Raw genomic sequence first — 13,479 nt, 5'->3', positions numbered from 1 at the left:
GTGCCGATTCCGTCCTCCGCCGCGCGGGCGGAGGCGCGCGGTGCGTTACGGCCGGCGTGGCCGCCGGGCGCGGTGGCGCCCGCGGGTGCGGCGAGCGCCGAGGCACCCCCGGTGAGCAGGCCGAACACGGCAAGTGCGCCAAGCAGGCGGCGGCCGCGGGATGTTCTGCGGCGGCTGCGGAGTCCGTTCACGGAAAGTCGCCCCCCTTCCATCGGGGGCCCGACGCCCCCGGACAGTCGGCAACGGTAAGGGAGCGGCCCGTCCGCCTCCAGTGTCAATTTCCCCTCGGCCGTTCCGCGAGTGGCGGATGGGACGATCGGCTGCCGTCTTGTGGTGACTTGTCAGGTATTCGGGCGGGGACGTTGCCAGCTTTTTGCCATTCCCCGAGTGGCCGCCGCTGCCGCACTCGTGAAATCTTGCTCATCGCTGCCCTCGTGGGCATGCGGTGCACTTCTTGCGTCACTTCTGTGTTCGGCCGCTTTGTGTTGGCTATGGGGGAGTCCAGTTGATGTCGTGGGGTGGGGAAGTGCGCGCGCTGCGCCGTGCGCGGTCGCGCTGGCTGGTCGTCCTGCTGGCCGTGATGGCCTTCTGCACAGGGGGTGCTGCCTACGCGGAGACCGCCTCGGCGGCCGCCGTGCAGCAGGCGCACACCGCGGCGCCCCCGGCGCCGCGGGCGCCGTCGGTCAGGCATGTCACGTCCGTGGTGCCGCACATCGCCCCGGCGAGGAACACGAAGGGCACGCCCTACCGGGCGACGAGGACGCACTTCCCGGCGGTGGGGACAGCGCGGGTGCCGGTGGCCGACTCGGCGACGTCCTCGGGGAGTTCGGCCGCAGCCGGCGGGACTTCCCCGAAGGCGCCGGGCCGTTCGGCGCCGCCCGCCACCACCGCCGTGCCCGTCACGCTTCGCGCCGCCACGCCGAAGCACGCCGCCTACGCCGGCCCGGCGAGCGCCGACGTCGCGATGCGCACCCGCACCGCCGCCACCCGCGCCGGCGTGGACGTCCTGTTCACGGTCACCCCCGTCGGCGCCGGCCATGGCACGGCCCGAGTCGGCCTCGACTACTCCTCGTTCGCCCAGGCGTACGGCGGCGATTACGGCTCCCGCCTGCACCTCGTACAACTCCCGGCCTGCGCCCTGACCACGCCGCAGCTCGCCGCCTGCCGCACCCAGAAGCCGCTCGACTCCCGCAACGACACGGCGGGCAAGGCGCTTTCGGCAACCATCGCGCTGACGGGTGCAGTTGACGCCACGTCACACGCGAGCCCCCTCGTCCTGGCCGCCGTCTCCGGCACCGGGGAGGGCGACGGCGGCGGCCCGTCCGGCACCTACGGGGCCACCACGCTCAAGCCGTCCGGCTCCTGGTCCAGCGGCGGCTCCTCCGGCTCCTTCACCTACACCTATCCGCTCACCACACCGCCGGCCGCCTCCAGCCTCGTGCCCAAGGCCGAACTGAGCTACGACTCCGGCTCGGTGGACGGCCAGACCTCCGCCACACAGGCGCAGTCGTCCTGGGTGGGCGACGGCTGGAACACGCCGCAGTCCTACATCGAGCAGAGCTTCACCTCCTGCAGCGACAGCCCGGAGGGCACCGCCTCGCCGGTCTCGACCCCCGACGAGTGCTACGACGGCCCGGTGCTGACCATCTCGCTCAACGGCTCGTCCTCCTCGCTGGTGTGGGACGCGGCCAAGAAGGTGTGGAAGCCGCAGGACGACAACGGCGAGGTCGTCAAGCACGTCACCGGCTCCGGCCTCGGCCAGGGCACGTACAACACCGACTACTGGACGGTGACCGAACAGGACGGCACCGCCTACACCTTCGGCCGCAACGAACTGCCCGGCTGGTCGGCGGGCAAGCCCACCACCGACTCGGTGGACTGGATGCCGGTCTACTCCGCGCACTCCGGCGACCCCTGCTACGACTCCGCCGGATTCACCTCGTCCGTCTGCGACATGGCCTACCGCTGGAACCTCGACTACGTCACCGATGTCCATGGCGACGCGATGGCGTACTACTACAAGCAGAACACCAACTACTACGGCGAGGACAAGGGCGCGCACAACGTCGCCTACATCCGCGACTCCCACCTCGACCACATCGACTACGGGTTCACCGATCCCGGCGCCTACGGCACCGTGCCCGACCGCGTCCAGTTCACCACCGGCGACCGCTGCACGACCGGCACCTGCGACCCGCTCGGCAGCAGCACGAAGGCCAACTGGCCCGACGTGCCCTACGACCTGGTGTGCGCCTCCGGCGCCACCTGCACCGCCCACGCCCCCTCGTTCTTCTCCACGGTGCGTCTGACCACCATCGCCACCCTCCAGTACTCCACTGCCACCTCCGCGCTCGCGCCCGTCGACTCCTGGGCGCTGAGTCAGACCCTGCCGGTCTCCGGCGACGGCAACGCCACCTTGTGGCTGTCCTCGATCACCCACACCGGCCAGGACACCGGCGGCGGCGGACCGAGCACCGCGAAGGCGCTGCCGCCCGTGCAGTTCGGCATGCAGGACCTGCAGAACCGGGTGGACACCGTCACCGACGGCCTCCCGCCGCTCTACCGGTACCGGATCGGCACCGTGACCACCGAGACCGGCTCGGTGATCGGCGTGCAGTACGGCAGGACCGCCGCCTGCTCCGCCCCGGTCACCGTCACCCCCTCGGCCAACACCTCCTCCTGCTACCCGGTGTACTGGACCCCCCAGGGCTACAGCGCCCCGATCCTGGACTGGTTCAACAAGTACGACGTGGAGAAGGTCACCCAGACCGACCCCACCGGCGGTGCCCCGATCGAGGCCACCTCCTACCACTACGCGCACCCCGCCTGGCACTTCGACGACGACGAGGTCGTGAAGGCCAAGTACCGCACCTACGGCCAGTTCCGCGGCTTCCAGGACGTGCAGACCCGCACCGGCGACGGCGTCAACGACCCGCAGACCCTCGACGAGACGACGTACTACCAGGGGATGTCGGACGACAACGACTCCACCGACGTCACCCTCACCGACTCCCAGGGCGGCAAGCACGAGGACGCCGACCAACTCCAGGGCGAGACACTGGAGTCCACCGCCCGCCTCGGCGACGGCGGTCCTGTCGACCACTCCACCATCACCTCGTACTGGATCTCCGCGCCCACCGCGACCCGCGACCGCACCGGACTGCCCGATCTCGTGGCCACCATGGTCCAGCCCGCCGAGACCTTCACCCGCCAGGCCGTCACCGACGGTGGCACCACGACCTGGCAGGACACCGAGACCGACACCACCTACGACACCGGCGTCACCGACCCCGACTTCGGCCTGGCCACCACCGTGTACACCCACACCGTCCCGGTCAGCCCCGCCTACGACACCTGCACCCGCACCACCTACGCCCCGGTGAACACCGCCGAGAACCTCGCCGGGCTCACCGCGAGCACCGAGAAGGACTCCGTCGCCTGCGGCGGCTTCACCGAGGGCGCCACCCCCAGCGTCCCCGCCGCCCTCAACTCCCTGACCGCGCCCACCGACGTGGACCGCCCCGCGCAGGTGGTCTCCGCGACCCGCACCTTCTACGACGACGCCGCGCTCGCCACCACCTGGCCGCAGCCGGCCACCCCCGCCTTCCCGCAGACCACCGCCCCCACCACCGGCGAGGTCTCCGTCCAGCAGACCGCCTCGGACTACACCGGCGGCGCCTTCACCTGGCAGACCACCAAGGCCGCCGTCTACGACGCGCGCGGCCGCGCCACCGCCTCCTACGACGCGGCGGGCAACAAGACCGGCACCGTCTACACCGACAACAGCGTTGGCGTGCCCACCGCGACGACCACCACCAACCCCCTCGGCCAGAGCTCCGCCACCACCCTGGACCCCGCCCGCGGCCTGACCCGCACCGCCACCGACGCCAACGGCGTGGTCACCACCGTCCAGTACGACACGCTGGGCCGCACCACCGCCGTGTGGAACCACTCGCGGGCCACCACCCTGCCCGCCGACGACACCTACGCCTACACCGTCTCCAACACCGGCGACACCGCGGTGACCACCGAGAAGCTCAACGACGCCTCCGGCTACACCGCCTCCACCACGATCTACGACGCCCTGCTGCGCACCCGGCAGACCCAGACCGCGACCCCGCAGGGCGGCCGCCTGGTCACCGACACCTTCTACGACACCCGCGGCTGGAAGTACGCCACCTACAACGGCTGGTGGGACCCCGCGACCGGCCCCGGCACCACCCTCGCCTCGGCCGCCGACCTGAAGGACGAGGTCCCCAACCAGGACTACTTCTCCTACGACGGCCTCGGCCGCACCGTCCTGGACCAGTCCGAGAAGGACAACCAGCCCGTCTCCGCTACCCGCACCGTCTACAACGGCGACCGCACCACCACCATCCCGCCGGCCGGCGGCATCACTGAGGCCACCGTCACCGACCCGCTCGGCCGCACCGCCGAACTCGACGAGTACACCGCCGCGCCCACCCTGCACCCGGCCGCCGACCCCTTCGACGGCGTCTCCTACCTCACCGGCGGCACCCGGCAGGCCACCGTCTACGGCTTCGACGGCCACGGCAACCAGTCCGCCACCACCACCGGCGGCTCCACCTGGACCAACACCTACGACCTGCTCGGGCAGATCACCACCAAGCAGGACCCCGACGCCGGCACCACCCACCTGCGCTACGACCGGGCCGGCAACATCAGCCAGACCACCGACGCCCGCGGCGACACCGTCAGCTACAGCTACGACGCCCTCGGCCGCAAGACCGGCAGCTTCGACTCCGACACCGACCATCAGGTGCCCGGCGTAACCGGCAACGAGATCGCCGCCTGGGTGTACGACAACTCCGATGGCGCCGTGCCCGGCATGAGCGACCCGGTCGGCGAGGTCACCACGCAGACCGCGTACTCCGGCGGGCAGGCCTACACCACGCAGGCCAAGGGCTTCAACGTCTTCGGTGAATCCCTCGGCGAGACGGTCACCGTGCCGGCCTCGGCGGCGACCGGCGCGCTCGCCGGGACGTACAGCTTCTCCGACACTTACAGCACCACCGCCGGGCTGCCCGCCAAGAGCACCTTCCAGGCCGCCGGCGGCCTGGGCGCCGAGACCGTCTCGCACGGCTACACCGGCGCCCTCGACCTGCCCAGCGCCATCGGCGGCCTCAACACCTACGCCGCGTCCACCTCCTACGACGCCTTCAGCCGCGCCACACAGGAGACGCTGGGCACCGGGACCAGCACCGCGGCCGTCACCCAGACCTACGACCCGCACACCGGCAAGGCCACCGACCAGCTCGTCACCCGGACCGTCGGCACGCCCTCCGCCGTGGACGAGACGCACTACACCTACGACCTGTCGGGCAACATCACCCAGCAGTCCGACACCCGGATGGCCTCGCCGAGCAGCGCCGAGACGCAGTGCTACCAGTTCGACGGCCTCGACCGGCTCACCCAGGCCTGGACCGCCACCGACTCCTGCTCCGCCACTCCGACCCCGGGGGCCAGCGCCACCGTCGGCGACAACGCCGACCCCTCCGGCGCCTACTGGACCCAGTGGAGCCTGGACGCGCTCGGCAACCGCATGGGCGAGACCGACCACTCCACCACCGGCGGCGCCGACACCACCACCGGCTACGCCTACGACGGCAACGGCGGCGGCCAGCCGCACACCCTGACCTCCACCAGCGGCGCGCCCACCGGCGCCACCTCCTACGGCTACGACGCCGACGGCGACATGACGACCCGCACGGCGCCGGGCACCGGCACCCAGACGCTCACCTGGAACGACGCCCAGCAGCTCACCGGCATCACCGGTGGCACCAAGGGCGACAGCCACTTCGTCCACGACGCCGACGGCAGTGTCCTGCTGGAGCAGGACCCGGGCGCCACCACGCTCTACCTGCCCGGCGAGCAGCTCACCCTGGACACCGGGACCGGCACTGTCTCCGGCACCCGCTACTACCAGCTGCCCGGCGGCGGCACGGCGGTGCGCACCGGCAGCACAGGCGGCGGCTCCGCCTCCTACGGCTACGAGTTCGCCGACCAGCACGGCACGAACGGCTTCTACCTCGACTCGACGTTCCAGCACCCGCAGTGGCGGCTGCTCACGCCCTACGGCGCACCACGCGGCACCACGACCGGCTGGGTGGACAACCGCGGGTTCCTCGACAAGCCCACCGACGCCGACACCGGGCTGACGATCGTAGGCGCGCGCCAGTACGACCCCGCGACCGGGCGGTTCATCAGCCTGGACCCGCTCTTCGAGGCCACGAGCCCGCAGGAGCTCAACGGCTACGGCTACGCCGGCGACAACCCGGTCACCAACAGCGACCCGACCGGCAAGCGGCTGTACGACCCGGACACCGGGTGCAACGGCTCCACCGCGGAGGTCGAGCAGTGCATCCGGCAGCAGGAGGGCGGCGGGCACAGCGGCGGCAGCGGCGGTGGCGGAGGGGGCGGAGGCGGCGGAAACAGTGGCGGCGGTGGCGGCGGGAGCTACCCCATCAACAGCAACGGCGGTGTGGGCTCCACCCCGTACGGGCCCTTCGCCCCGCCCGCCGCGGCACCGGGCAACGGCTGCGACTACGTCCTCATCGACCCGTGCGGCACCCACAGCTCGCACCTGACCTCGCCCGCAGCGCAGAACGGCACCGTCCCCTGGTACCTGTCGCCCTACTGCACCGGGCCCGGCTGCACCATCGCCAACGTCACCGACATCGCCAGCAGCGTGGGCGTCTCGCTGGTGCCGGCCGCCCGCGGAGCCGCCAAGGGACCGCTGCTGTCCCCGCTGTACCGTGCCGCCTCCCAACCGCCGCCCGACAGCGGGCTGATGAAGAACATGAGCCAGGAGGCGGCCGACCGGCTCGCCGCGAGCACCCTGCAGAAGAGCCAGGGCCTGTCCAGCGCGGGCAAGTACGTGAAGACGGGCGGCTACGGGCTGTCCCTGCTGGGCGGCGGCGTGTCGGCCTACGGCGAGTGGAACTCCTCGCACGACGCCTTCCGCACCGCGGCGGTCGGCGTCGGGGACTCCGGGGTCAACGCCGGTGCCGGTCTGTTCGGCGGAACGATGGGCGGTATGTTGGTCGGCGGCGAGACAGGGGCGGAACTGGGCGTATGGGCCGGACCGGTGGGCGTCGTGGCCGGGGCGCTGATCGGCGCGGGCGCCGCCTACGTCGGCGACGACCTCCTCAACAAGGGCATCGACACGGTGTCCCACCTCTTCCACTGGTAAGGCGCTGATGAACGTCGTCGACCTGCTCGGCACCGCGGCATTCGCGGTGATGGGGACCGTCTTCCTCCGGCTCGCCCGGCGCAGCTGGCGGGAGCGGTTCTCCTACGCGTACCGGATGCGCCTGGTGCCGCTGCCCGACGAGTTCAAGACCGGTATGGAGCGGGCCTTCGCCGTCGCCTCGGCCTTCTTCTACCTGCTCTGCGGGACCGGGGTCGCGGTCCTGGCGACCCCGTCCGGCGCCTCCTCCACCCCCCTGTGGGCCGCCGTCCTGCTCGCCGTCCTCATCGTCCTGGTCCTGCTCAGCGTGGCCCTGATGTTCGCGATCATCTGGTTCAACCGCCCCCGCTTCCTGGTCCCGCCCCACATGCGGCAGCAGCCGGGGACGGTGGGGCCGCGCCGCCGCTAGTCCTCCGGGTCAGGAGCCCCACCGCTCGGAGACCTTCAAGTCCTGGCACCGGGTCGTCACCCGGCTCCAGTCCCTGGCACCGGGTCCGAGCCCGGTGATCACGGGCGGGGCCTTGGCGCGGCGGGGGTACACCACGACGCTGCAACCGTTGAGCAGGGGCGAAGCCCATGCCGATCGTGGTGAAAGGCATCGCGCCGTGGCCACGAGATACCGCAAGCTCGCGGTCCGCCATGAGGCGACCGTCCTCGTCGCAGCCGGCAACGAGTGGCCGTGGCCACGCGCGCGCACCGCCTCTTCGATAATCCGTTGCCCAGGCGCCAATCGGCCGGCTAGGTTCACCCAGCCGCCTGCATCGGTGCAGGTCGGCGCTGTCGACGAGGAGGTGTGGAGCACATGCGCAGGAGTGCCCAGGTGTTGAGCTCGCGTACTGACCTTCGCCACCTCCTCACGACGGAGACATCTTGTTCCTTCGCATCACCCCACTGACCGACCCCGCTCACAGGGCGCACGGCCGGCGCCTTGCCTGGCTGGCATCGGACGCGGATTCCATCCCCGCCGGGACGGCCTTTCTGCGCCTGTTCGATGGCGGACAAGAGCACCTGGCCGAACTCGACCTCCGTGTTCATCCCGCGGAGCGCCGCAAGGGCATCGGCTCCCGGCTCCTCGACGCCGCCGTGGCCACCGCCCGGGACAATGCCCGACGCTGCGTTGTCGCGCAGGCAGAAGCCGGATCGCCCGGCGACCACTTCCTGGCAGCACGCGGTTTCCGGAAGGTCCTCACCCTGAGGTTCACCCGCTTGCCACTGGCTGACGTGGATACCGCCGTCCTCGCCGAGATCATCGAGCGTCCGCATCCCGGCTACCGGCTGATGTCATGGCGGGGAACCGTCCCCGACGACCTCGCCCGGACGTTCGCCGCCTCACGCCGCGCCATGGACGACATGCCCATGGACGACACCGACTACGGCACCGCGAGCTGGGACGTGGACCGCGTGCGGGCCGCGGCGAAGGCCGTCGAACAGCGCGGCGACCATTTGCACACCGTCGTCGCCATCGACGTCACCAATGGCTCGATCGCCGGGTTCACCGAACTCGTCATCCCCGGTGACGGCGCAGGTGACGGCCAGCACTACGGTACCGGTGTGCTGCCCGAGCACCGGGGACACGGCCTCGGCCGATGGATGAAGGCCGAGTCGATCAGACAGGCCCGTAGGGACTATCCGGACCTCGGTGGCCTCCTGACCGACACCGCCGACAGCAACGTGCACATGCGACGGATCAACGACGGTCTCGGCTACACGCCCACGCACACGACACACCAGCATCAGCTCGACCTTTAGCAGAGAGCGGACGGGCCGGACCGGGGGCATCACCCCACCCGGCCCGTCCGCGCTTTCGATACACACCCGAGGTGTTCTGTCCGGGGGCGCCGGCCCCAGCCGCGGGAGAGCGCGAGACCGTGCGTGGGGCGTACGGTGTTCGTGCATCGGCGAACGGTGTTCGTGTTCTTCGGTATGCTGTTCGTCAGTGCGTAGGCGGAGCCGCGACGAGGAACGGAGCCCACAGGTGAAGGCAGCTTGCTTCAGCAGGTTCGGTGGGCCGGAGGTCCTGGAGATCGTGGAACTCGCCGATCCGCACCCCGGTCCCGGGCAGGTGCGGATCGCGGTACGGGCGGCGGGGGTCAACGCGAGCGACTGGAGGAAGCGCGCGGGCCTGATGGACGAGGGGCTGCCGCAGACCCTCGGGTACGAGGCGGCCGGCGTCGTGGACGAGGTCGGCGCGGGCGTCACCGACGCGGTCGTCGGCGACCGCGTGTTCGGCCTGTCCGCCGACGGGGCGGCCCAGGCCGAACTCGCGGTGCTCTCCTTCTACGCCCCGATCCCGCCGTCTCTGGACTTCGCCCGGGCCGCGGCCCTGCCGGCGGCTGTGGAGACGGCCACCCGCGCGCTCGACCGGCTCGGCGTCGGCAGCGGTGACACGCTGCTGGTCAACGGGGCTTCCGGGAGTGTCGGCAGTGCCGCGGTCCAGCTCGCCGTGGTGCGCGGCGCGCGCGTCATCGGCACCGCGAGCCCCGTCAACCACGCGTACCTGCGCTCGCTGGGGGCCGAGCCCGTCGCGTACGGGGCCGGTATGGCCGAGCGGGTGCGGGCCCTCGCACCGGACGGTGCCGACCGCGCGCTCGACGTCGCCGGCAGCGGCGTCCTGCCCGAACTCATCGCACTCGCCGGCGGCGCCGACCATGTGGTCACCCTTGCCGACTTTGCCGGCGCCGAGCGCTACGGGGTGACCTTCAGCCGGGGCGACACCGGCCGCGCGCTGCACGCGCTGAGCGGGATCGGCGAGTTGATCGCCTCCGGCCGCTTCGCGCTCCCGGTGGTACGGACCTTCCCGCTCGCCGGGATCGCCGCGGCCCACCGCTTCGGCGAGAACGGCCATGCGCGCGGCAAGCTCGTCCTGGTCGTCGGCTGAGGGCCCCTCGACGAAGCGCGCGGTTCGCGGCCGGGCCGGCGGCATCGTTCGGGCGGGGCGAGTCAGGGTGCCCGGCCGGAGCCGCCCCGCAACGGCGCGCCGCAGGGTGATCGCGGCGGGTGGTGATCGCCTGGCGGGTCAGGCCCGCAGGCGCGCCCCCGGGGCGAGTTCGGCCGCGCGCGTCTGCACCTCGTCCAGGGCCGCCGCGGCATGGAGCCCGAACGGCTCGTCCTCCCGTGCCCTCATCCAGCGCTCCACGGCGACCCGGAAGGCGAGCATCGCCACTTCCGCGCCCAGCCGGGCGGTCAGCTCGTCGGTCCCCCGTGCGCGCAGGGCGGCGCTGATCGCCGCGGCGATCCTGGCGTGCTTGAGCAGACCCCGCTCCTGGACCTCCGAGTTCGCCGCCAGCACCTGGACGCGCTTGGCGGCCTTCGCCCGCTGCGCCGGGGTCATCACGGCGTCGGCCGCCGCGAACGCGGCCCGCAGGCACTCGGTGGGCGTCGCCTGCGCCGGGGCGTCCCGGACGGCGTCGCCGAAGAGGCCGGCGAGCACGTCCTCGCCGCCGAACAGCACCTCCCGCTTGTCGGCGAAGTGCCGGAAGAACGTGGCCCGGTTGAGGCCGGCGCGCTCCGCGATCTGCGCGACGGTCGTCGCCTCGTACCCGTTCTCCACGAACAGGTCCAAGGCGGCGCTCTCCAGGCGTTCCCGCGCGTCCGGTGCCCATCTGCTCACGGCCACAGCATAGGCGAGGCGACCGGGTCGCATCATCCGCGACGGGTGATGCGACGCCGTCGCATAACTGTGTTAGCTTGATGCGACCGGGTCGCATCGCTGTCCCGGCCGCGGCCTGTGCCGCGCGTTTCTCGCACTCCACGCCCGACCAAGGAGATCTTTCATGCGCATCTTCGTCACCGGTGCCTCCGGCTGGATCGGCTCGGCGGTCGTTCCCGAGCTCCTGGCCGCCGGCCACCAGGTCCTGGGCCTGGCCCGCTCGGACGCCGCCGCCGAAACCGTTGCCGCCCTCGGCGCCGAGGTGCTGCGCGGCGACCTGACCGACACCGGCGTCCTGCGCGCCGGCGCCCTCGACAGCGACGGCGTCATCCACCTCGCCTTCCTCGTGCCCAGCACGAGCGAGGCCGCGACACGGGCCGACGCCGGCGCGATCGAGGCGTTCACCGCCGCCCTGGCCGGCTCGGGCAAGCCCCTGGTCGTCTCCGGCGGCACCCTCGTCAGGCCCGGCCGTCCCGCGACCGAGCGCGACGAACTCATCGCCGCCGGGCCGATCGCCGCCCGCATCACCAACATGCGCGCCGCCCTCGCCGCGGCCGACGCAGGGGTGCGCGCCTGCCTGGTCATGCTGCCCCGCTCGGTGCACGGCGAAGGTGAACGGCACGGCTTCGTCCCGCAGTTGATCGCCAGGGCCCGGGCCAAGGGCGTCTGCGGCTACATCGGCGACGGGGCGAGCCGCTGGCCCGCCGTCCATGTGAAGGACGCCGCCGCCCTCTACCGGCTGGCGGTCGAGCAGGCGCCCGCCGGCGCGGTGCTCAACGCCGTCGGCGACGAGGGCGTGCCCGTCCGCGAGATCGCCGAGGCGATCGGCAAGCAGCTCGGCCTGCCCGCGCGGTCCCTGCCCGCCGCGGAGTTCGAGGGCATGCTCGTCCACCTGCTCGGCACGGACATGCCCGCCTCCAGCGCCCTCACCCAGGAACTCATGGGCTGGAAGCCGACCCACCCCGGCCTCATCGAGGACATCGAACAGGGCCACTACTTCCGCTGACCGGCTCCGACCCTGCCGGCTCTGCCCAACCGGCAGGGTCGGAGCCGGTGCGGCGAGGCCGTCGCCGGCGGCAACCCGGCCGCGCTCGGGCTCCGGGCGCGCTGTCCAGGCGGGTGCCGTGTCAGCGCGTGAGGGGGACGACCATCTGCGGCAGCACCCTGCCGGCGATGGAGCCCGAGGGGACGCTGCCCACCCGGACGGCACCCATCGCGCGGTAGAAGGGCTCGGCGTTCGGGTCCGCGTCGATCGTGAGGCGGGTGAACCCCAGGTCCCGTCCAGCGGCGACGGTGCGTTCGAACAGCAGGCGGCCGATCCCCTGGCCGATGGCGTCCGGCTCGACGAACATCATGCCCAGCACACCGCTGGGCGGCTCGCCCTCCAGCGTGGTGAAGCCGAGGACGCGGCCGTCCCTGTCGGCCACCATGGCCCGTCGGCGTGCGACCTCGTGCGGGGCAACGGTGAGCTCGTCGCGACACGCTTCCAGGAAGTCGGCGCCGTAGCCCCAATGCCCCTTGGACCGAAGCGCCAGCTCGCTGAGCATCCCGGCTTCGGCGGCCCGTGCGGGCCTGACCACCACGTCCACGTACGCCCCCGTTCCGGTGTGAGTCCTGCGATCTTCGCACCCGGCGGGCGGCCCGGAACAGTGGGCGACGGCGTTTCCGCACAGGCGGTCCCGCCCGCGCTCGGCAGTCGGGCCGCGACAGCTTGCGGCCGGCCCACTGCGGGCGAGGTCGGCTCGCGATGACCGCAGCCTCGGCTATTCACCTGCCCATGGGGCCGTGGGGACTTCGCGGGCGGCCCATGAATCGAAGGACGTGGGCGGGCGGGAGAGGACGCGGGCCACTCCGTCGGACAGATAGGCGTCCGCACCGGAGCGGATGCCGTCCAACATGGCCATCCGCCACCGGATGTAGCCCTCGGGGGTGCCCGCCGCACGCAGGGCGGCCTCGTGGTCCGCCGGGGACTGCGGGACGAAGCGGATACGGCGGCCCGAGGCCGAGGAGAGGACGGCGGCGGCCTCGGCGAAGGTCAGGGCGGTGGGGCCGGACAGGGCGAGGTGCTCGCCGGTGAAGGACGTCGCGGACAGGACGCGGGCGGCCACCTCGGCGACATCGAGGACGTCCACGAAGGGCTCGGCGCCGGTGCCCACCGGGGCGGTGACCAGGCCGTCGACGGGGGCGAACATCGCCTCGGTGAAGTTCTGCGCGAAGTGCGCGGGCCGCAGCACCGTCCACGGCACGGGCCCCGCCGCCAGCGCCCGCTCGGCGAGGTCGACCGCGCCGCCCGGCAGGAACTCCACCCCGCGCGCCGACAGCAGGACCGCGTGCTCCACTCCGGCCGTCGCGGCGGTGCCGAGGAAGCCGGTGAGCGCCCCGCTCCAGTCCCGCGCGGAGCCCGGCCCCACGACGAACACCCCCTTCGCACCTGCGAGCGCGGGCTCCCAGGTCGAGGTGTCCTGCCAGTCGAACCGCACCGACGAACCGCGGCTCGCGGCCACCCCTTCGTGCCCGTACTCCGCCAGCGCGGCCACCAGACGGCGCCCGACTTTGCCGCTCCCACCGAGAACAACGAAACGTGTCATACATCCCACGCTAAGAGCAGGGCGAGGGACGA

The 13,479-nt window shown here is 72.3% G+C and carries 8 protein-coding genes; 5 read left to right on the top strand and 3 right to left on the bottom strand.

The window, feature by feature from the left end; genetic code table 11:
* Positions 1-508 precede the first annotated feature (508 nt).
* From BLR33_RS36705 to BLR33_RS09920, 4 genes are all read left to right on the top strand, one after another.
* Positions 509-7,213: an RHS repeat domain-containing protein gene (locus BLR33_RS36705; protein WP_143031665.1), complete on the top strand. Its 6,705-nt coding sequence runs from the start codon at positions 509-511 to the stop codon at positions 7,211-7,213.
* A gap of 7 nt (positions 7,214-7,220) precedes the next feature.
* The gene (locus BLR33_RS09935; protein ID WP_093783967.1) at positions 7,221-7,619 is read left to right on the top strand and encodes a hypothetical protein; all 399 of its coding nucleotides are present in this window, start codon (positions 7,221-7,223) and stop codon (positions 7,617-7,619) included.
* A 461-nt stretch (positions 7,620-8,080) separates the two neighbouring features.
* Positions 8,081-8,959 carry a GNAT family N-acetyltransferase gene (locus BLR33_RS09925; protein ID WP_093783965.1) on the top strand — a complete coding sequence of 293 codons (879 nt, stop codon included), beginning with the start codon at positions 8,081-8,083 and terminating at the stop codon, positions 8,957-8,959.
* Between the two features lie 226 nt (positions 8,960-9,185).
* Entirely contained in the window at positions 9,186-10,088 is a 903-nt protein-coding gene (locus BLR33_RS09920; RefSeq protein WP_093783964.1) for an NADP-dependent oxidoreductase, read from the top strand.
* Between the two features lie 138 nt (positions 10,089-10,226).
* Here the strand turns inward: BLR33_RS09920 and BLR33_RS09915 are convergent, their stop codons facing one another.
* Positions 10,227-10,820: a TetR/AcrR family transcriptional regulator gene (locus BLR33_RS09915; protein ID WP_093784281.1), complete on the bottom strand. Its 594-nt coding sequence runs from the start codon at positions 10,818-10,820 to the stop codon at positions 10,227-10,229.
* Positions 10,821-10,983: 163 nt separating this feature from the next.
* Here BLR33_RS09915 and BLR33_RS09910 point away from each other — a divergent pair, with 163 nt between their 5' ends.
* A complete protein-coding gene (locus BLR33_RS09910) occupies positions 10,984-11,865 on the top strand; it encodes an SDR family oxidoreductase (RefSeq protein ID WP_093783963.1) in 882 nt (293 codons plus the stop codon).
* A 121-nt stretch (positions 11,866-11,986) separates the two neighbouring features.
* Here the strand turns inward: BLR33_RS09910 and BLR33_RS09905 are convergent, their stop codons facing one another.
* Positions 11,987-12,406 (bottom strand): GNAT family N-acetyltransferase, encoded by a 420-nt coding sequence (locus BLR33_RS09905; RefSeq protein WP_093784280.1) that lies wholly within the window; start codon positions 12,404-12,406, stop codon positions 11,987-11,989.
* A 216-nt stretch (positions 12,407-12,622) separates the two neighbouring features.
* Positions 12,623-13,447, bottom strand: a complete 825-nt coding sequence (locus tag BLR33_RS09900) for an NAD(P)H-binding protein (protein WP_093783962.1) — start codon at positions 13,445-13,447, stop codon at positions 12,623-12,625.
* Between the last annotated feature and the right edge of the window lie 32 nt (positions 13,448-13,479).

This window comes from Actinacidiphila guanduensis (assembly GCF_900103985.1).
GTDB classification, from domain to species: Bacteria; Actinomycetota; Actinomycetes; order Streptomycetales; family Streptomycetaceae; genus Actinacidiphila; species Actinacidiphila guanduensis.
This window is presented reverse-complemented; position numbering and strand designations above follow the sequence as displayed.

What these genes read in the sequence shown, in the direction of transcription:
- BLR33_RS36705 (WP_143031665.1), top strand. Translation starts at nt 509, where the DNA reads ATGTCGTGGGGTGGGGAAGTGCGCGCGCTGCGCCGTGCGCGGTCGCGC.
- BLR33_RS09935 (WP_093783967.1), top strand. Translation starts at nt 7,221, where the DNA reads ATGAACGTCGTCGACCTGCTCGGCACCGCGGCATTCGCGGTGATGGGG.
- BLR33_RS09910 (WP_093783963.1), top strand. Translation starts at nt 10,984, where the DNA reads ATGCGCATCTTCGTCACCGGTGCCTCCGGCTGGATCGGCTCGGCGGTC.
- BLR33_RS09905 (WP_093784280.1), bottom strand. Translation starts at nt 12,406, where the DNA reads ATGCTCAGCGAGCTGGCGCTTCGGTCCAAGGGGCATTGGGGCTACGGC.
- BLR33_RS09900 (WP_093783962.1), bottom strand. Translation starts at nt 13,447, where the DNA reads ATGACACGTTTCGTTGTTCTCGGTGGGAGCGGCAAAGTCGGGCGCCGT.